This is a genomic window from Thermosphaera sp., assembly GCA_038827615.1.
Classification (GTDB): domain Archaea; phylum Thermoproteota; class Thermoprotei_A; order Sulfolobales; family Desulfurococcaceae; genus Thermosphaera.
In genome coordinates this window covers 942,622-963,066 of sequence record JAWBNK010000001.1, presented here as the reverse complement: position 1 = coordinate 963,066, position 20,445 = coordinate 942,622, and the positions used below count along the sequence as shown (strand labels likewise).

The following is a 20,445-nucleotide window of genomic DNA, read 5'->3' as shown; positions in this document are numbered from 1 at the left end:
TTCTCAAATCTTCAGTCTGAAATCTTCTTTGTAGATTTTCGCTACAATGAAAGTATTACTCCTCTCGACGAATTTCGAGTTAATCAATGTTTCAAGGAAGTCCATGTAGACTTCCTTCTTCGGAAATTTTGCTAATACGACGAAATCCCAGTCCCCGAGAATGTAATACACGGCTTGCACATATGGGTTATTTGACAGGATTTTTCCCACTTCGTCGTGATATTGGGGACCGTATTTTGCTCTAACGAAAACTACTACGTGGTACTCATATCCTAAGGCTTCACTGTCTATTATTATATTGTATCCTTTGATAACTCCCAACCTCTTCAGCCTTTGTAACCTGTAGTATATTGTCGATTTTGGCACTTTCACCTTCCTAGCTAGCTCCCTAACTCCTACATTGGGATTGGACTCTAACTCTCTAAGAATGCTCAAGTCGAGCTCGTCTAGATCGACTTTAACCTTCAAAAAGCCTTCCCTACTAAGAATTTTTGGACATTTTCCTAATAATTATTTCGCCTCTCTTAAGACAATGAACAAATACTGCGTCATTAATAATAGAATTCGTTAAAGTTCCAATCTCATGATACTTGGAAAATAATATATGGTCGAATTAAAAACTTTAATGGTGTCAAATTGTTGAACCCGGATCCCTTTGTCGATCTGCGATCAAAATTCATAATGAATGGTACAGGACTCCTTCACCCTGTCACGATCGAAAAAGGAGAGAACTCCATCCTAGTTGACGTAAATGGTAAAGAGTACATTGACTTTACCAGTGGTATTGGAGTAACTAATCTTGGGCATGCGAATAAGGAGTTGATAGAGGTTGCTGAGGAACAATTAAAGAAGCTGTGGCACATGTGCTTCATGGTAGCGAATTATCGACCCTACGTGGAGTTGGCAGAGAAGCTGGCAGAAATATCTCCAGGCTCTTTCGAGAAGAAAGTAGTGTTGCAGAACAGTGGTTCAGAGGCCGTGGAGAATGCCATCAAAGTTGTGAGACAAGCAACGGGTAGGAGAGTGATAGTTGCTTTTGAAAACGGGTTTCACGGGAGAAGCACTTACGGTTTCGCCCTGGCGAGCACAGGAAAGTACAAGCCTTACAAGGTGGACTTAGAGCCAATCACTGCGGGGGTGGAGTTCGTCCCATACCCGTATTGCTATCGATGCGCTTTCAAGCAAAGATATCCTGAGTGTGGACTGGCTTGTCTCGACTACATTAAAAAGTGGTTTATACATGCTCGAGTTCCCCCAGAGAGAATCGCAGCCTTCATTATAGAAATGATTCAGGGTGAGGGGGGATTCGTCGTTCCCCCGAAAGACTATATTAGAGAGTTGAAAACCTTCCTCGATGAAAACGGAATAATACTTATTGACGATGAGGTTCAAGCAGGATGGGGGAGAACGGGGAGATTGTGGGCCTCTGAACACTTCAATGTAACTCCGGAGATAATGGTAACAGCTAAGGCTATAGCCAACGGACTCCCATTATCAGCTGTGATAGGCAAGAAGGAAATCATGGATCAGACACGCCCAGGGAGCTTTGGGGGAACATACGGTGGCAATCCAGTTGCATGCGCCGTTGCCTTGAAAGTAATAGAGATAATTAAGAGAGACAACTTGCCTGAACGAGCCATGAGACTCGGAACTATTGTTAGGAAGAGGCTTCTGGAGATGCAAGAGAGATATCGAATTATTGGAGATGTTAGAGGACTAGGCTTGATGCAAGCCATCGAGCTCGTAAAGGATCAGAAAACCAAGGAGCCGGCAATCGATGAAACATCAGTAATTATTGAAAAAGCGAGAAATAAGGGACTATTACTACTGAAGGCTGGGATGTATTCAAACGTGATTCGTATACATCCTCCATTGACTATAGAAGAGGAGATGCTACAGGGCGGTCTAGACGTTCTAGAGGACTCAATAAGAGAACTCAATAATGATACTAGAGAGGGCTAGGGTTAGTGATCGTAGAGCAACTTAAACGCGTTATCACACAAGATATTAGGGTTTTGATTAATTTTTGAAGACTTGTGATTAATAGTGAATATACGGCTTTGACGCTGTGGTCGACGGATAAAAAGATTTGGTGAAGTTGCGATGTCTTTGAACACGGCAAACCATGGGGGTTTGAGGAAACTTTTATCCATAACTCTTCTCGAGGTAGCGTTACTTCTACTGATAGGAGTCTTCTGCGGGTTTTCGGAATTTCTCTTAGTGAACGGAATTTCATATTTTTCGAGCATTTCACGTAGCATTGGCTTCAATAGCATTTTTCTTACAGTACCAGTACTAGTCGTCTCCTACATGGTTTCGGAGCGATTTAAGATTAGAAGAGGCGGGGGGACTGACATACTGTTGTATTCATACCATTACAGCCAGAAGATAAGCCTGAGTGAGACCTTGGGATATTTTGCTCTCTCACTCTTAACAATAGGGTTGATCGGCACTCTAGGTCCCGAGGGGTCTCTCCTAGTCTTAGGAACTGGTGTAGCTTCGAACATTGCGATGGCTTTAAAGATGAGTGAAGACAAGAGGAGACATTTAATCCTAGCTGGAGCTTCGGCAGGTATCTCGGCATCCTTCCAAGCCCCATTGACAGGCATTCTTTTCGCATTGGAGATACCATATAAGCAAGACTTGGAGGCTCCTGTATTCTTACATGCAGCGATCGCGTCCATAACGGCTTTCATAGTCTCACATTTATTGATAGGACCCACAGCCAGGCCATGGAAGTATGTTTTTCACACGGAAATCAACCTAGCTGTGGTGTTCACAAGTCTTCTCGTAGGCTTAATCGCTGCGGTTGTAACGATATTAATTGTAAAAATAATGAACACCTTTGAAGCGACCAATGGGAGGCTCAGAGTTCACACGCCCCTGATTGCTGGCTTGGTAATTACGGTCCTCGTGTTTCTAATCCCGGACTCTCGCGGCGATATAGTTGAAAAATTCATGGATCCTGGTTTCAAAGCAACAGCATCATTTCTTCTACTTCTTCTATTAGCAAGAATCGCTACGACGTCGCTCACTGTGAAGGGTGGGGGTTTCGGAGGGATTTTTAGAGCATGGATTTTCGTAGGAATCATACTTGGTCGTTTGTTGAACGAGTTATTCAGCATGTTGGGATTTCAAGTCAACCAGTACGTGATCATAACTTCGGCTATAGCGGGCATTTTCGCAGGCGTAAACAATACCTTTCTAACATCGGTTGCCTTAGTAGCGGAAGTGTTCGGACCAGGAATGCTTGTTCCAACATTAATCTCGTCATCAATATCATACATGCTTACTCTACCGTGGACGGTACACAAGTATCAAATTCCTACAAGATAGTGGGATATTATTTGAAACCATGAGAGACCGTCAACTCAGACGTTGAAAAGTAATCTTGCCAGCTTTAATATTTAATAAGTGTAAGAATTCGGGTTAGGAGGGCTTTCACGCTGTTTAATGCTGGTTTTTAATAATCTAGGGTGGAGGTTTAAACGTGATTCATAAGCCTTTCCCCTCATGCAATTATTTCACGAAGCAATAGTATAGTGTTTTCCGAGAAAGTTGCTTGCAGAACGTTCAATAAAATCCTTGGTTGAATCAGCTGGCTCGCTAACCACAGCTACTCTGTTGTCAACTGCGATGGGTTTATTCTATCCAAATCCTCGATGAACTCGTCGAGCTCTAGTTTCTTCAGCTTATCCGTAAGTGTTGAATGATTGGTTAAGCCTCTAATCTCGTAGTAGTGTTTCAATGATTCTTGGAGGTCGTCGCAGACCGAACCAGCCCCGGGTCCTTCGGAGATGGGTTCGCTTGTAAACCTTTTTGGTAATTTGTCGTCTTTATTGGCGAACCCTAGTAGGTAATTAATAATTCTCGTGCTCAGCCAGATTCTCTCACCCATGGTTAAGATTCCATACTTGTCAATCTTCAATCCTGTTGTAGCAGACCATGTTCTTGCAACGAAGTCGAAGTCGACGATCCCGAGGGTACCAAACTTGCATAACCCTGCACTGTCTAGAAATGCACATAAGTTTTGAGTGACTACTACCGCATTAGCTCTCTCTAAGGGATTGGTCGGTGGATTAGTTATTGAATACTCTGGGAGTTTCAAAGCACCCCTATCTACATGGTAGGTCATTCCCTGAAGGTGGCAAGCGCCTCTATTTGAAGTAGCGTAGGCTAATCCGATGCTCTTCCATCTTCTAGGGTCGTGATAGGGAAACTCTAGCCCTTTCACGTGGAGAGCGTATCCAGAAGTTCTAGGATTTAATAAACTGCTGGCTCTCCAAACTCCTTCAGCAAGCAAATCTCCTATTCCCTCCCGATTAGCGATCATTTCAATAAGTTTGAAAACTGTTTCGTAATCGCCCCATTTTATCTCGAGCCCGCCCGTGTCCCTTACTGATAAGTCTCCTCTTTCGAAAGCCTCCATGACCCAAGAGATGACCGCGCCCGTTGAGATCGTGTCTAGTCCTAGATTGTCGCATATATCATTCATTCTTATGACTGCCACCGGATTATCTATCATCGTCATTAAGCCGAGTGAAGCCAGTGATTCGTACTCAGGTCCTTTACCCTCGTATTTCCCGAGGACTGGGTCATCATAGGCAACGACTCTCTCGCAGGCTATGCTACACATAACTCTCTTGCTGCAGACGTTCTTCCCTGTTCCCTTCTTGTAGTGTTGCATAATATATTGGCCCGAAAGCTTGACCGCGTGTTCCCATGTATTCTTGGTCCAATTCTTCACCGGTAAGCCGCCTGTCGTGGCATATACTTGGACCATGGCGCCGGTTCCGTAATCGCCGAGAGTTTTTCCACGGAGGGATTGGGATGCCTTGATCAACCATTCCTTGTTAAGCATTCTCAACTCTTCTTTATCGTATACTTCGACTTCTTTGGAACCCTTGACTGCAACTGCCTTGAGCTTCTTGAAACCCATGACAGCTCCTAGACCAGTGCGAGCTGCACACCTTCTCTCATCGCTCACGATGGCTGCATATTTTACTAATTTTTCGCCGGCAGGCCCGATCGCGATTGAGTTGAAATCGCTACCGTGAGTTCTCTTCAAGTTAACATGTGTTTCACTTGTGGTGAGACCCCATAAGTGTTTAGCACTCTTCAGGTCGATGTAATCGTCTTCGATGATTAAATAAACCGGTTCTTCCGCGTCTCCAGTGATTACAACTCCGTCAAAGCCTGCTCGCTTAAGACTTAAGCCATATCCTCCACTGCTAACTGCCCACGAGAAAGTTCCTGTAAGAGGCGATCGGGAAGAAATACATGTTTTAGCGCCGAAGGAGCTGACCCCGGTTAACGGGCCTGTCATAATTATGAAAGGATTTTCTGCTGAGAATGAATCAAAAACACCATATTTTCTAAGATACTGGTGAAATACTTTTGCAGCATAGCCGTAGCCCCCGGTGAATTTTTCAATAAACTCGACTCTAGTCTTCTCTCGTAGAATTTTTTGAGTAGATAAATCTACGATTAGAATACTCCCAGCTATTCCTTTAACCAACTCAACCATCCTCCGAACCGAGGTTTAGAAGACATCTTTTATAAAAACTGTATGCAGGGCTTACAATATGATAAAAAACAATCAGGTTCAAGATTGTCAATTCAATAATCTTGAATCTTGATGTCAAGCTAACCATTTGAGTTGATCGATTCAATGTTCATCCTCCACGCATGGGTGGGATGAGATCTAGGACATCGTTGTTGTGAATTACTGCCTTAGATCCCCCGAGAAACATAACGTGTCGTCCATTTAACAAAATACTAACTCCTCTCACTCTAACGTCATCGTCGACGAGTTCAATAAATTCCCCGAGTTGAGGATATTGCTCAAGAACTTTCTCAATCACACTTATTAGAATGATTCTTTCAGAGTCTAGGCTCACAGTTAATTCTTCTCTGCCAACAAGTTCTTTCAACATCCCGTAGACTCTAATCCTGATTTGCATTTTCATACCACGACGTCGAGAGGGGATGGCTAAGCCTCTTTCACCGAGACATATTCTGTGAGCCCCAATCTATTTAATGTTTCATCGAGAGGTACTCCACTCTCGCTCCAACCTCTCTTGGCATAGTACAAATTGAGCATTTTTTCAAAGTCTTCCTTCTTGATCGCCCAGCCTGTATCTTTTCTTGGTTGATAAAATCTAAGGGGTAAATCGTCCTCCCTTCTTCCAACCCCCTCTCTCACGTTGAACAGTCTCGTTAAATTGTAGATTCTTTCACCCATCTCGAGGAAGTCAGCGTAATCGAGGTTAAATCCGAGAGTATTCAACATGTCAATGTAAATCTTTATTATCTCGTCTGGCGGCTTAATGGAATTTCCTGGTATATTATCACACGCTATGAGGGTCCAGAGTGCAGCGTTTCTGTCTTGCAGGTATTTGACCAGGTCGACTAGACCCTCGGGTGAGAGGCTGGTCGATAATTCTGATGCAACCGTCCATGCTCGTAAGTGATCTCCACCTCTGTCTGCTGTAGCATAGGCAAGAGACATGCCCACCACTCCGCGAGGATCGTATGCGGGGACTTCCAATCCTTTGACATGCACAGCCGTCTCCTCCGCGCTTAGATATTTCGCTATTCTTGCCACTCCCTCGGCTAGAAGGTTTCCTATCCCTCTCCTATGGGCAATATCATTCATGAGTTTCAAATAAGAGTCGAGGTCTCCCCACTTGACATTGAAGTCCTTTACTACTCCCTTCTCGGCGAGCTCGGTCATGAATGCTAAGACGCTTCCGGTGGAAATAGTGTCGAGACCTAGTGCGTTGAGTGTGGTGTTAATCTTTGTCAAAGACTTACGACTGATTATCAGCAAGTTTGAACCATCCATTGCAACAGTTTCATACTCTATTCTCTCGGTTGACTCACCGTTCGCGACAATCGTATCTCCGCATGCTATTGGACACGTGGGGCAAGTTATTCTCTTAGTAGTTACCTTAGACCATGAGTCGTCAGTCAATTCTTCCCAGTTTTCGTGGACACCTTGCTGGAAGTTTTTAACCGGCAGTATCTTGGATTCCGCGGCTACTTTGAAAACAGGCAGATTCCCCCCGATGCCGATGCCAGGGACTACATCCCGCTTTATGATTTCCAAGTACTTGTTAATCAGTTTTTGTCTTCTCGTAGCGTTCACTCCTACAGTCAATTCATCATGTTTCAACCATCCCTTTACCACAATGGCTTTCAAGTTTTTCGAGCCTAAAACAGCCCCAAGCCCGCCTCGTCCAGCAACTCCAGGCCTCGTATCAGGGTTTCTCCTTAGATCAATGTACACACCAGCATATCTCACTAAATTCTCGCCAGCTGGTCCAATAGTTAGTATTGAATAGTCTTTGAAGAAATCCCCCACCTCGTAAGTCGTCTTTCCCCTCAAGCTTTCGCAATCAATAAGGGTTTTCTCATCCCTAGTCACCTTGAGACACACCATTCTATCGCTCCTCCCTTCGACGATGATTCCAGAATATCCGGCCCGCCTTAACTCCAGCCCGAATGAACCGCCTGCGTAACTATCGCAGAATAAGTTGGTTAATGGAGATTTAGAAGCTACAACCGTTCTAGTGAAAGTCGGATAGATGTATGCCAAAGGACCGTTGAATACGAACAGCTTGTTTTCAGGAGAGTAGGGATCTATTCTCGGCTTTAATTCTTTGTACATGAAGTACGAGGCAAGACCTTTTCCACCGACAAATTTTTCAACAATATTGTCTTGAATTTCTTCTTCTTCAATTTTATGATTGGACAGGTCAATACGTAAGAGAAGTTGAGTTTTATGAATCATGTTTAATGCCTCTCGCTGACCAGATTAATATTTTCTATTGTCCAATATTTAAAAAACAATTATTTCGTAATCAAACGCAATCCAAATATTCATCCCAATCTAAGGCACTATTGCGTTGGATGTTTGATTTAATGGAATATAGACATTGACCAATTTTCATAATGAATAGTTATTAATGCTGTCTAAAAAACAAGTATAGAAGTGGTGAAAAGTATTGTCTAATGATGATAAAGAATCATTCTCAGATGCCGACTATATTCCATCCACACTCACTTCTTGGGAATATGTCTTGATCATACCTTACTTGGCGATAGCAGCTTACATCGTCTGGTACGTATCTGAGAACCTTCTAGTATGGAGCCCCAACGAGAGTCTTATGGGGCTTCCGAAACCTGTGACTGGCGCAATCATCATTGCTGCAACCTGGATTATCGCGAATTTTCTCTTCGCTACCATATACTTGTTGAATATTCGTAACCGCGTTGAAAACAAGTCTAGGGAGGGTTTGAAATGAACTTATCCACTTGGACTCTAATAGTCTTAGGAATATCCATAGGATACTTCTTGATCACTACAGTAGTAGGGTTTCTCGGAGCTCGGCGAACTAAACAAGGTCTTCACGAGTTCTACGTTGCAGGCGGCACGCTCTCAGCAGTAACTGTGATGTTCACGTATATGGCTGCCTACATGGAGGCGTGGGAATTCGTGGGCATGCCCGCGGTGATTGTGAGCGAGGGGTTTGAGTGGTGGGTGATAGAAACCATATTTTACCTAAGCTATGTTGGCTTATTCTTTGCAATAGGTTTACGCCTCTACAGGCTGGGGAAGAAATTCGGGTACATTACTCCGACTGATTTAATCATTCACAGAGTGAATGGTTTCGAGAGACCTCTCCGAATACTGATAGCATTAATGATCTTCTACGCTACTATCATCTACATTGGAATGATATACATCCCTGCGGCGGGTGTTCTGTCAGCAGCCACAGGTGGTGAAATTCCATACCACATGTTCCTATTAATCTACGTAATATTCGTGATCATATATGTCAGTGCAGGCGGGATGAGGGCTGTTGCGTACGCCGACATTCTAGCTGGAGTTGCTTTCATAGTCGGCTTCATCTCAATGGTTTATGGAGCATTTGTTCACTGGGGAGGAGTCGACAAGCTTGCTTGGTCGGCTTACATGTCAGAGCTGGGCCCACAAATCTTTCAGAAAACTCAACCATTACAATACTTCCTTACTATGTATCTTTTCTACGGAATATCTTGGTTGTTTATACCGCACTTGACGGTAAAATTCTTCGCTGCTAAAAACTACAAGGGCGTAATCATTGGAGGAATGGGTTCTATAGCTGGGTTCTTTCTTGGCGCATTTGTATCGCCTTTGTTAATTGGATTGAGTCTTGCTGCATATTGTGGTGGTAATTTACCCCAGGTAGAGGTTGTTGAAGGCCTTGTTCCATTATTGTTTGAAGCCTTGTTTGGGAGAGGACTCGTTCTGATCCTTATATTGATTGGCTTGATAGCCATTACGAGATCAACGATAGACGCTATGCTACTATTATGTTCCTCGCTCATAGATGTCGACATCATAGAGAAAGGAATAGGAGTGAAAATATCTGCGAATAAGAGAAGGCTTGTTACCACTTTGATAGTAGTGTTTGTGGCTTTGGTGAGCATGATCATAGCGTTGAATCCGGAGGCACCAATGGTGATACTTGGATATCAGCTGTGCTGGCCTGCATACTCGATTATAGCATGGCCTACGATAGTGCTCATTCTATGGCCTAGAGCTAATAAATACGGGGGGTTTGCAAGCTATCTCGCCGGATTTGCATCACTATTATTATTTACATATGTAGTGTGGCCTGAACCACCACATAATCCCTTCGGTATCTGGGAAGGAGCCCTACCAACCTTGATCTCTCTAATAGCTCTCATAGTAGTGTCATTGTTGACTTCTCCTCCTTCAAGGCACTTCGTTGAAAAATACTATGGACAGACAAAGCAGTGATTAAACTTTGTCCAATTATTTTTACCTAATTTTTAAATATTGTTCAAGTTCACAAATAACTATGTAGGTGTTAGCTTGACCCAAAGCAAATCCCTCACGGAAATTTATAAAGAAATTCTAGTAGACAGGACCAAAAAATCCCAAGAAATATGGACCAACCTATCAAAACTAACTCCTTACGGAGTACATAGTAATTGGAGAGTGTTCGAACCATATCCATTGTTCATCTCCAGAGCAAAGGGCTCAAGAATTTATGATGTCGACGGAAACGAGTACATTGATTTCAACATGGCTTTTGGAGCACTAGTTGTTGGTCATGCTAACCCTGTTCTCATTGAGAAGATTAAGCAGAGACTAGAGGATGGGACAATATATGGTCATGAAACAGAGATCAGTCTAAAACTCTCAGAGACTCTTACGAGAAGATATGGATATGATATGGTACGCTTTTCAAACACTGGTTCAGAAGCCACCATGCTCTCTCTCAGACTCGCCAGAGTAGTAACTGGACGCAACAAAATAATAAAGTTCGAGGGACACTATCACGGTTCACACGAACTAGTAATGGTGGGAGTTAAACCTAGTTTAAGACACGCTGGAAACGCGAAATGCCCTAGATCTGTTCCCACAGGATACCCGCATAATGTTGTTCCCAAGGAAGTAGCGGAGAACGTAATCATAGCTCCATGGAACGATTCCGACGCCGTCGAGAAAATAATGAGAAATCATGGAAACGAGGTTGCCGCGATCATTCTAGAACCAGTAGCAATGAACATGGGGTTCGTTCCCGGAAAGAAGGAGTTTGTAAAACATTTAAGAGAACTCGCAGACGAATACAACTCCCTTCTCATCTTTGACGAGGTAAAGACCTCGGGTATGTGGGTCAGGGGGGCTCAAGAATACTTTAACGTTAAAGCAGATATCGTAGCAGTTGCTAAGGCACTAGGAGGAGGCTTCCCGTTTTCAGCAGTATTATCAAGCAGAGAGATAATGGAAGTGATTGGACCGAAGAAAGTCCCTCATGGAGGCACTTTCAACTCTAACCCGTTATCGACTTACGCGACATACATAACCGTGACGGAGTTGTTAATAGAGTCAAACCTAGCATACACTCATCAGTTAAGCGAGCAACTCGCCAAGGGATATAGGGATGTAATACAGGATAGAGGACTAGAAGCCCACGTTGTTCAACTAGCCAATAAAGGAACAGTGTTCTTCGCCAAGGAAGAAGTAAACAACTGGAGAGACTTTGTGTTAAAAGTATCATGGGGGCAGTGGTTTGTTTGGACCTTGGGAATGGTAATTAACGGAATTATCCCCCAGCCACTAGCATACGATGAACAATGGACAATATCCATCATGCACACAAAAGAAGATGTTCAGAAAGCAATAGAGACCGCAGATAAGGTTGCGAAGGAGATAAAGGGAAAAAGCGTCGAAGCCATTGGCATAGAAGAATCAATATAGATCACACCTATTTGATATTTTTTACGTCAAACATTCTTATGAAATTTTGTAATATCTAACAGCACGTTCACACCAAATCTAGAACTAATAGCTTGTATTTTTTGTGTTTCCTCGCCATAAATCAATACGGTCTCACATCCTTTAGAATAAATGGTTGATATTAATTTTAATTACACGTATTTATGAATCTGAGATAGCGATAATTGAAACAATAGATGATGATCTATGAATGCCGATATCGTCGTTCTTGGGTGTGGATGGGCGGGCGTCATTGCCGCCGAGATAATTTCGGAGCGAGGCTACCAAGTCACATGCCTTGAGAGAGAGGATGTGATTGGAGGACTACTGCGGACCGAAATTATAAATGGCTTCACAATAGACACAGGAGGTTCCCATGTCATTTTCTCGAAAAATAAAGAGGTGTTGAGTCGAATTACCTCTATCCTTGGAGGCAACGTAGTATACCATCATAGGAATTCGTTCATTAGACTTGGTAACATTTTAGTGCCATATCCCCTAGAAAACGGTCTTCACGTACTTCCAGTCGAGGAGAGATACGAGGCTTTAGTCTCCTTCTTAGAGGCATTACAATTACTGAAGGATAACTGGACACCAAGAAATCTGGAAGAGTGGATTAGAGGGTTCTTCGGCAAGTGGATTGCTAACAAGTATCTAATCCCATACAATGAGAAAATTTGGAAAAGACCTCTCAACGAAATAGACGTAGACTGGGTCTTTACACCTGGGCGACTCCCAATACCAGATTGGAGAGAGGTTGTTAAATCAGCATTAGGCATCCCCACGATGGGTTACGTAGAGCAAGCCCGCTTTTACTATCCTGCTAGAGGAGGAATACATTCTCTCGCAAAGAGGGTTTTCGAGAGAGCGCTCTCTCTCGGGGCTAGATTTTTAACAAATTTCTCCGTCAATAGTATCAGAAAAATAGGGAACCACTTTGTAATAAATGACAGCATAGAATGTAAGAGAATTGTCAACACTATACCAATTCCGGAATTAATTGAAATCAGCGAACTTTTACAAGATGAACTCAGAGAGATAAAAGATTTTGATTATAATAAAGTAGTAATTGTAGCAATTGCCTTAGACGAACCCGCACCAAATCATCACTGGATCTATGTCCCGGATAAGGACATATCGTTCCATAGATATGCTTGGATAAGCAACTATAGCCCCTACAACTCTCCACCAGGTAAATCATTGCTGATAGCTGAAATAACGATTCCAAAAGGCACGAAAATTCCTGCTGATATCTCTGAAAGAGTACTTAAGGACTTTGAGAGGCTTGGTGCCATCGATACTAGGAAGGTAATTTTTGAAAAGACTTACGTCCATGAATATGGTTATCCCATACATAAGCTGAATTTATCATCAAAAAGGTCTGAAATACATAAAGAGATGGAGAGACTTGGAATCACCTCCGTAGGGAGATGGGGGAAATGGCGATACTTGAACATGGATATGGTCCTGGCGGATGTTCTGGCCAGTGTTGGATCTTTAATCTAAGATTAATTTTTCATGCACAATTAAAGTAGATTTCGGGTGATAGATTTTGATTAAGATACTTACTTTATATTTCACGAAGGATGAATCCACATTTAATCCTCAAAGCCTTAAGAGTGTAATGAAACAAGAGAGCGTTTATCAAGATGTTTTCGTCGTCTCTGCATCTCCGATTCCATTAGGGGAATACAACTTTCAAGTTCAGAACATAGTGATTCCAACGCGATCCTCGTGGCCTGTTCCTGTGAAAGTCGCATATTCATTCAACGCGGCTCTACTGATAACCGATATTGAAGTAGACGATTATGACTACATCTTTAAGGTAGACGGTGACGTGATTCTTCCCCAGGATTACGTGAAGAACCTGGTGAGTAGAAAACCTCTGGTGGCGGGTATGGGACCTGCTATGCTGATATCTACGTCTTTCTTCAAAAAATTCCTCAAGAAAAAATATCCCATCAATTATTGCGATGATGGTTACATACTCGCCATGGCTATTTCAAAAGGAATATGGCCTATTACTTACGATGGGGTAGGAAAAATCAATATGCCTAAAATTCTCACATTAAAGGATCGAGAGTTCATTTATGGTATTGAATACTATAAATGGGGGATGCCTTTTTTCTTGCTACTCATCCTACCCATTACTAGGATATACCTACGCCTAATGAAAGCGATGAAACCTTATCAGTACAAAGAACTCAAGGCATTCCTATTCAACGTTGCCGGATATCTCTACGCTCTCTCTCATGGCTTGAGGAAATATGAGTTCAATTATGATTATGGTAAAATGAGATTGACACATTTATATCATTCATTTAAATCAATTCTATTTTCTCATTAGAAGAATTTCAAGACCTATCGTCTAAGCCTATTTTTAAGTATTTTTGAATTAGCCTCCCTACTAATGAACTTATCCGGTAAGACCATATATTTAATAAGTTTTTCTAGGGAAAAACTCCCATTACTCCAGCTAGTGAAGTTTAGTCTTAGATACCTTAGCAAGTCATTACCCGTGTCTGGAATGTATTTACCCATCCATTCGTCAATTTTTCTTCTAAAAGCTCTTTCTCTAAGAATTGCGTGTAAAGTTCCTAGTATTGCATATCTACTCTCCTTAAACCCTTGTTTGTCATCATGAAAAGTTTTTGACAGTGTTCTATGTAATGGTGAAAACCTTTGCTTCAACGGTTTCTTTAAGTTAACAATATCAAGTGTTGAATAAATCAAACTATAAGCGGTGCTTATGTTTTTCAATAGAATTCTTTTAGATTTTGCAGAAGGGTTTGCTAATAAATAATTTCTGAACCCGAAATAAAATCGTACTTTGTTAGACTTCTGTGAGGATTCAACAAAATGTATTCCTCCAACAATTGGTAAAACCGCACTGATGTATCCCCTTTTAGAGTGTTCAAGTCCGGATGAGATATCATCTCCCAGTATATAGAAAAACGGTGGAGGCGGTGCTGAATGAGTACTATAGAGCGTGAAAGTGGCTGGAACAAACGCCGAGATGAAAAACCTTGGCAAAGAAACCACTTCCTTGACGATACTATAGAATTCTTCTTGGTCGATAACTGGAAAAATACGGATAGGTCGATTAAGCATGTCTACATAAGTAATATTGAGTCCCAACACTTTGTAATCTAAAATGTTATTACTCAAATGTTTGAAAATTGCTTCACAGTTTGTTTTGTCCATAGAATTAAAAGATCTTAGAAAACGATCTCTACTTGCCACAATATGAAAAGATGAAACTGCGTGATACTTTACACCAACTCGTTCAAATAATTGAGCAAGCTTGATCATCTCTTCTAAAACGTAAGGATTAAGAATGATAAAATCGTTGTCCATATTAATAATGTATTTGGTTCCTCTCTTCCTCTCTAGAATAAACCCATATGAGATTGCGAAGCTATTACCGAGATCTTTTTCCAGCTTGATACATTCAAAGTCAATGTTTTTTTCATGTGATAATTCCGTTCCTAGTCGACACAACCTATCATATGAGTTGTCTGATGAAGCATTATCTATGAGAATGATTCGTCCGTTAACCAAACTTTTGAGCGTCACTAGTGCCTCAAAAGAACTATACAAGCTCAACATAGGGAGTTGCAAGTAGCTTCCTGAGTTGAAATTCTGAGTAATTACGGTTAGACTAGTTTTCTGCAAGACATTTCAGCTCTCTTTCCATTTCTGAGTATATGAACGAAGTTCGATTAATATAAGTTTTAAATTGATGGGCTTTACAAATGGCCATTTTGGAAAACGTCACTAGAGGGAAAGCAGTGAAATTACCGCACGTTATGAACCTTCCTACAAAATTCACATAAATACAGATTCGAGATGGTTTACGATGTAGAGAGGCTACAATGCAACTCACAAAATATGAATTGTATTATAATCCATACGTAAGCCTAATCAACCCACTAGGGAGTATGTATACTTTATTTATACTTTAATTTCAGAAATTACATCACGCGGTGTCAATGTTGAGGAAGAACTTAGCGGATATCAATGCGATATTCATAATGATGGCGGGGTTTCTATGGGGTACTACTGGAGTTGCTGCTAGATTAGGGTTTCAGCTAGGGGTTTCACCGGAACTTCTACTTTTTTACAGGTTAGTGTTGACCCTTCCGTTCTACTTTGCTATACTGTTTTCCCGGGGTTTCAAGCCTGAAAAGATGTTTAAGGTTGCTTCCATAGGTTTCTTCCTGCTTGGGCCATTCCACATCTCATACTACTACGCAGTCATGCGTATCGGGGTCTCAACAGCCGCCATCTTACTTTACATCCACCCTGTCATTGCGTCTTTTCTATCCTGGGCGGTTCTCAAGGAGGGTTTGTCCAAGGTAAACTTGATCTTTCTTGTTTTATCAGTGACGGGCGCAATACTGGTGTGCTCCGAGGGATTCGTTAGCGAGCCGCTCGGATTTCTCTTGGGAGTGTCTTCTTCGCTTTTCTTCGCCCTCTACATAGTTTTCAGTAAAAAATTGATGAATGAGGGTGTAGAACCCTTTGAGACGGGTATAGGAGGGTCGGCTTGGGCATTGCCTTTTATCGCATTGCTCTGCCTCCAAAATAGTGGTGGTTGCAACGTTTCAAGGCTCATTGAAGCACGCGTTTTCATCATCTCTCTCTACTTGGCATTTTTCGTCACAATATTGGCGTATTATCTCTACATGCTTGGGTTAAAGAGGATTAAAACGAGCTGGGCTGTGATAGCATCCACCATCGAACCATTGACGGCATCTGTCCTCTCAAGAATCATATACTCCGAGGAGTTCACTCTCATGAAGATCATCGGGGGCTTGTTGATTCTGAGCGGAGTCGTAGCATCTGCCTTGGAAACCCGGGGTTAATCTGGTTCACTACGGGAGGCGGTCTCGGGATCGATTATGGAGTGTCCGGCTCACCTGTTTTTCCCGCTCAGTTGGTTGAAGCGCTGGAGAAAAGCCGAGTTAGCAGTATGCACATATGGCTTCATAACCATATTTGGAAATGTCTAATCTCTGGGGTTAGCATTGAATGAAGGGAAACCAGTGTTAATTGTTACCTGCAAACAAGGGAGTGAGGCTTGGTGCGAAGAGGAGGTAGGTAACGCTCTTTTCAAGAAGGATCCCCAAGTAACCGTGGTGAAAACTAATTACCCTGATACTTTGCTTGTTTACAGTAGAGTTCTGAGCCCGGAGAAAGCCTACCGAGCGGTTGTTTTTCGCGAATACGGTTTCGTCGAGAATATCATACCGATTTCATGCGTGTTCAAGCTTCAAGAGGAGTTTGAAGAATTAATTAAGTGTATCGAAAAAGTATTAGGCGATATAGGGGAAGTGAAGCTACGGCTTAGATTGAGAGGGGTTAGAGGTCGGAGCGAGGCATTGTGGAAAAAGGTGAGGGAGATCCTAAGGGCGAAAAACGTAAAGCATTCTCCTGAGTCAAGAATCTGTTTGTTCATCGAAGGCTTTGGAGACACCGTGTATAGTGGACTCGGCTTCTGCCAACCCGTTTTTAAACGCCTTGAGAAATAATGGATGAGTGAAAGTTTCGGCGTGGTTCTCGTGGAAGACAAGAACACTTGGAAGATTATTGAGGATGAACTTGAAAGACCAAGTGTGTTCAAAAGCCGTGAAAGCCTTTCGCCTGAATACATACCCGACCATTTGCCCCACAGGGAGAAGGAGCTAAAGGAGTTGACGAGTTTTTTCAAACACTTAGTCACTACTCCGGGTTCAATATCACAGAGGGTTTTGGTGACCGGAGGCGTTGGAACGGGGAAAACGGCTTTAGCAAGGGTTTTCGGCAGGGATTTCACGAGGCTTGCAAGGGAGAGGGGGTTCAGGATAAGGTATGCTCACGTTAATTGTCACAGAAACAGGACCCTTTACAACGTGGTATCAGATATAGGGAGGCAGCTAGATATCCCGATCCCTCCCAGGGGGCTCTCCGTCAAGGAGATGTATGATCTGGTTCTTAGTCAATTGGATGAGAGGGATGAATACGCCATCATAACTCTTGATGAATTCCATTATTTCGCAAGCATGTCTGGGCCGGAGGCCGTATATTTCATTGTGAGAACTTATGACGCCGAAGAAGTCTTTAGGAGGTTGAACTTCATATTCATTGCACTCGATTCGGTAAGACTGAGTTTCGTGGATCCCACTACGGAGGGATATTTACTCAGGCACTTGATAAAGTTGCAACCTTACAATTCAGCCCAGCTCTACGATATATTGAAGTATAGGGCTGAATCATCTCTCTACGAGGGAAGCTACGATGATGAAATACTAAGGTTTATTGCTGAATTCGAGGGATGGGATAAGGGAGGTAGCGGGAACGCTAGGCACGCGCTTGAAATACTTCACGCCGCTGGCAGTATAGCGGAGATTGATGGACGCTATAGGATAACACTGGACGACGTTAGGAAGGCGATAATGAGCACCTCTAGGGAGATACTTAACGTAAGCGATGCGATAAGGCACAGCCCCATTCACGAACTCCTAGTCCTCTTGAGCATTGTCAGGCTCCACAGGAAAACCGGTAGAATGGAGTTGAAAATGGGTGAGGTGGAGGAGGAGTATAGAATGATATGTGAGCTCTACGGGGAGATCCCGAGAAAACACACGCAACTCTACGAGTATGTGATGAATCTTGGGAAAGCAGGTGTGATCCAAGCCCGCTCCAGCGGGAAGGGGCAGAGGGGCAGAACTACTATAGTATCCCTTCCGTACGGACCCCTGGATGTTCTCGAAAAATATATTGATGACCTGATTAGAAAGAAGATTCAGATGGGCTTATAGCCCTTAGCCTTTTCCCTCTGCTTGCTTGCTTTTTTCACGTAGCCAATTATCTCTGAAGCCTTGCCTCCGGCAAGCCAGTTGATATGTTCTTCGCTGAGATTATACCCTTTTGCTATTCTCGCAGCGTATTTGGGATTGTAGTTGAATATTATCCGCAAGAATGGAAGGACATCGTTCTTAACGGTTGCCTTGCTAGTTAAAAGTCTCGAGGCCAAATGCTCAGCTAACGCTTCCCGGACCTCGCGAGAGCGTTTAGTTTCGCTGAGCATTTTTTTCCTAGCAGGAGCTTTAAAGGGCTTCCATCGATATTTGTAGGATTTTCTAGCGAAAGCGACTCCCGGACCCATCATGTCGAACATGTATGAGAGGAGATCCCACTGCCCGCTCTTCCTGATTCTCCCATAATATACGTCTGCCCTGCTCAATGCCTCGTAAGCGCGGTACATTTCCTCCGGGTCTTCATAATAGGTCGGAATATGCTCATTCAACCATAGGAAGAGCTCGTCATAGTCGAGATCTGTAGAGGTTAGAGCGTCCTTTGCTTGAAAGAGGTATTTCGCGTTGAAAAGCTGTTGGAGCGCCTCGTAAGGGGCGTACTGCCTATCCCTATACGTTGTTAGGGATTTGACAAGCTCCAGGGTCACCCTTCCATGAGCCTCAGCAACTGCTTGTAAATCATTAATAGCACTCCTCAAATCCCCCTCACTCCTCCTAGCTATTTCCTTCAAGCCTTCATCGTTACATTCTATCTTTTCCTCTTGGCATATCCTTCTCAACGCATGGATGACGTTGGTTTCCGTGAGCCTCTTGAATTGAATAACGAGCGCATGCTGGAGGAGAGGGCGCAAATTCGCTGAATACGGGTTGTTAGCAGTCAGTATAACCGGGTTTTTCGTGATATTTATCAACTCCAGTATTGCCTCGATCCCTCCTTCATCAGCCTTAGCGTTCACGCCATCTACCTCGTCGAGCAATATTATCTTCATCTTACTGGACAACCCGGAGGTTTGGGCCGCTACTTTAGCGATTTTTTCTATGTCGCTTTTGCGCCTGAAATCGCTTGCATTCATTTCGAATAGCTGGTAGCCTTTACTCCTAGCCACTGCTTCAACGAGGCTTGTTTTTCCGCATCCTGCAGGCCCGTGTAGAAGGGCTGCTTTGAATTTAGAACTGGGCTTCCCCCAGTTTTCGAGCCAATTCAACAATTGCTCCTTTGCTTCCTCTTGATCTACGACCTCCTCGATCGTCTTGGGCCTGTATTTTATAATCCATGGTACTTTCGCGCTCAAGAATTCACCCTGGCTTAAACTTCTTGCCTATTAGTGCGAGTCTAGCTAGTAGAGTATTCAACTGTATTTCATCGTCGGCTCCTTCGACGAGCCTGAACTGTATTTCACCTACCAGGTCGGATATAACGATTTTCAGCTCGTCAGGAATTTTTACTTCCGAGCTGAACAACTCCTTGTGTATCTGCTTGACGACGTCCACCCCGCTTAATCCGTATGTTATCATTAGGGTTCGAAGCTTGCTTCTCGCCTCGTTGAAATTACCGGATAAAGCTAGCTGAATCATTTCACGAACTTCCCTGGGATGAGCTAGACCAACTACTTTGTAGACGTTCTCTACTGTCGCTTCTCCCAAGGCTGCTGATGCTTGCAGAATGTTTATCGCCCTCCTCATATCTCCCTCAGAGAGCTCGTAGATAGTTGTCAAGGCGTCATCGCGACACACGACTTTCTCATTATTGCAGATGTATCTCAGCCTCTCCACAACGTCTTCCTTCTTCAATGGAGTAAACCTGAACACCGCCGTCCTGCTCTGAATAGGCTCGATAATCTTGCTTGGATAATTAGCTATCAGTATAAACCTAGTTGAAACAGTGTAAAGCTCCATCAGCCTCCTCAAAGCCTGCTGAGCATCAGCAGTCATGTTGTCCGCTTCGTCGAGGAGTATTATCTTGAATGGTACCTCGCCCACTACACGCGTCCTTGCGAACTCCTTGACCTTACTCCTGATCACATCTATACCCCTTTCATCTGAGGCGTTTAGTTCAAGCATGTACTGTCGGTAGTTCTCTCCGTAGAGATCATGTGCTAGACAGTGAGCCATCGTAGTCTTACCAGTTCCCGGCGGTCCTGAGAACAAGAGGTGCGGCATGTTCTTTTCTGAGACAAATTTTTTCAATCTCAAGACAATCTCGCTCTGGTTGACAACGTCGTCCAGAGTTCTCGGCCTATACTTCTCAGTCCATAGTAGCTCGGCCTCGCTCAAAACACTCCACCCGACCGACGCTTTAAATTCTATTCTCTATTAATAGGAGGATTGGTAAATAAAGAGATTTTCCAT

General features: G+C 43.2%; 17 protein-coding genes. 10 read left to right on the top strand and 7 right to left on the bottom strand.

Annotated features, from left to right (window positions below):
• Positions 1-3: 3 nt before the first annotated feature.
• Positions 4-468 (bottom strand): Lrp/AsnC family transcriptional regulator, encoded by a 465-nt coding sequence (locus QXH45_05235; GenBank protein MEM2078653.1) that lies wholly within the window; start codon positions 466-468, stop codon positions 4-6.
• A gap of 168 nt (positions 469-636) precedes the next feature.
• Between QXH45_05235 and QXH45_05230 the strand changes: the two genes are divergently transcribed.
• Positions 637-1,962, top strand: coding sequence for an aspartate aminotransferase family protein (locus QXH45_05230; protein MEM2078652.1), 1,326 nt, complete (start codon positions 637-639; stop codon positions 1,960-1,962).
• Positions 1,963-2,103: 141 nt separating this feature from the next.
• The gene (locus tag QXH45_05225; protein ID MEM2078651.1) at positions 2,104-3,336 is read left to right on the top strand and encodes a chloride channel protein; all 1,233 of its coding nucleotides are present in this window, start codon (positions 2,104-2,106) and stop codon (positions 3,334-3,336) included.
• Between the two features lie 280 nt (positions 3,337-3,616).
• Here the strand turns inward: QXH45_05225 and QXH45_05220 are convergent, their stop codons facing one another.
• From QXH45_05220 to QXH45_05210, 3 genes are all read right to left on the bottom strand, one after another.
• Positions 3,617-5,527 carry an aldehyde ferredoxin oxidoreductase family protein gene (locus QXH45_05220; protein MEM2078650.1) on the bottom strand — a complete coding sequence of 637 codons (1,911 nt, stop codon included), beginning with the start codon at positions 5,525-5,527 and terminating at the stop codon, positions 3,617-3,619.
• A gap of 148 nt (positions 5,528-5,675) precedes the next feature.
• Positions 5,676-5,963 (bottom strand): MoaD/ThiS family protein, encoded by a 288-nt coding sequence (locus QXH45_05215; GenBank protein ID MEM2078649.1) that lies wholly within the window; start codon positions 5,961-5,963, stop codon positions 5,676-5,678.
• Positions 5,964-5,992: 29 nt separating this feature from the next.
• Positions 5,993-7,795, bottom strand: a complete 1,803-nt coding sequence (locus tag QXH45_05210; protein ID MEM2078648.1) for an aldehyde ferredoxin oxidoreductase family protein — start codon at positions 7,793-7,795, stop codon at positions 5,993-5,995.
• A 214-nt stretch (positions 7,796-8,009) separates the two neighbouring features.
• On the opposite strand from QXH45_05210, the gene QXH45_05205 reads away from it, so the two are divergent.
• The 5 genes from QXH45_05205 to QXH45_05185 all read left to right on the top strand — a co-directional run bounded on the left by QXH45_05205 (position 8,010) and on the right by QXH45_05185 (position 13,643).
• Positions 8,010-8,309, top strand: coding sequence for a hypothetical protein (locus QXH45_05205; GenBank protein MEM2078647.1), 300 nt, complete (start codon positions 8,010-8,012; stop codon positions 8,307-8,309).
• The gene (locus tag QXH45_05200) at positions 8,306-9,811 is read left to right on the top strand and encodes a sodium:solute symporter family protein (GenBank protein ID MEM2078646.1); all 1,506 of its coding nucleotides are present in this window, start codon (positions 8,306-8,308) and stop codon (positions 9,809-9,811) included. The genes QXH45_05205 and QXH45_05200 overlap by 4 nt, the downstream gene beginning before the upstream one ends.
• 75 nt (positions 9,812-9,886) lie before the next feature.
• Positions 9,887-11,278 (top strand): aspartate aminotransferase family protein, encoded by a 1,392-nt coding sequence (locus QXH45_05195; protein ID MEM2078645.1) that lies wholly within the window; start codon positions 9,887-9,889, stop codon positions 11,276-11,278.
• Positions 11,279-11,503: 225 nt separating this feature from the next.
• A complete protein-coding gene (locus QXH45_05190; GenBank protein MEM2078644.1) occupies positions 11,504-12,802 on the top strand; it encodes an FAD-dependent oxidoreductase in 1,299 nt (432 codons plus the stop codon).
• A gap of 46 nt (positions 12,803-12,848) precedes the next feature.
• Positions 12,849-13,643 carry a hypothetical protein gene (locus tag QXH45_05185; protein MEM2078643.1) on the top strand — a complete coding sequence of 265 codons (795 nt, stop codon included), beginning with the start codon at positions 12,849-12,851 and terminating at the stop codon, positions 13,641-13,643.
• Positions 13,644-13,657: 14 nt separating this feature from the next.
• Here the strand turns inward: QXH45_05185 and QXH45_05180 are convergent, their stop codons facing one another.
• Positions 13,658-14,872: a hypothetical protein gene (locus QXH45_05180; GenBank protein MEM2078642.1), complete on the bottom strand. Its 1,215-nt coding sequence runs from the start codon at positions 14,870-14,872 to the stop codon at positions 13,658-13,660.
• Between the two features lie 419 nt (positions 14,873-15,291).
• Here QXH45_05180 and QXH45_05175 point away from each other — a divergent pair, with 419 nt between their 5' ends.
• The 3 genes from QXH45_05175 (at position 15,292) to QXH45_05165 (ending at position 18,099) form a co-directional block, all read left to right on the top strand.
• Positions 15,292-16,164, top strand: a complete 873-nt coding sequence (locus tag QXH45_05175) for an EamA family transporter (protein ID MEM2078641.1) — start codon at positions 15,292-15,294, stop codon at positions 16,162-16,164.
• Positions 16,165-16,326: 162 nt separating this feature from the next.
• Positions 16,327-16,830 (top strand): hypothetical protein, encoded by a 504-nt coding sequence (locus tag QXH45_05170; GenBank protein ID MEM2078640.1) that lies wholly within the window; start codon positions 16,327-16,329, stop codon positions 16,828-16,830.
• Positions 16,831-16,833: 3 nt separating this feature from the next.
• Positions 16,834-18,099 (top strand): ORC1-type DNA replication protein, encoded by a 1,266-nt coding sequence (locus QXH45_05165; protein MEM2078639.1) that lies wholly within the window; start codon positions 16,834-16,836, stop codon positions 18,097-18,099.
• Here QXH45_05165 and QXH45_05160 read toward each other — a convergent pair.
• Both QXH45_05160 and QXH45_05155 read right to left on the bottom strand, forming a co-directional pair.
• Positions 18,084-19,388, bottom strand: coding sequence for a replication factor C large subunit (locus QXH45_05160; protein ID MEM2078638.1), 1,305 nt, complete (start codon positions 19,386-19,388; stop codon positions 18,084-18,086). The two genes, QXH45_05165 and QXH45_05160, sit on opposite strands and share 16 nt — an antisense overlap.
• 4 nt (positions 19,389-19,392) lie before the next feature.
• Positions 19,393-20,403 carry a replication factor C small subunit gene (locus QXH45_05155; GenBank protein MEM2078637.1) on the bottom strand — a complete coding sequence of 337 codons (1,011 nt, stop codon included), beginning with the start codon at positions 20,401-20,403 and terminating at the stop codon, positions 19,393-19,395.
• Positions 20,404-20,445: the final 42 nt, after the last annotated feature.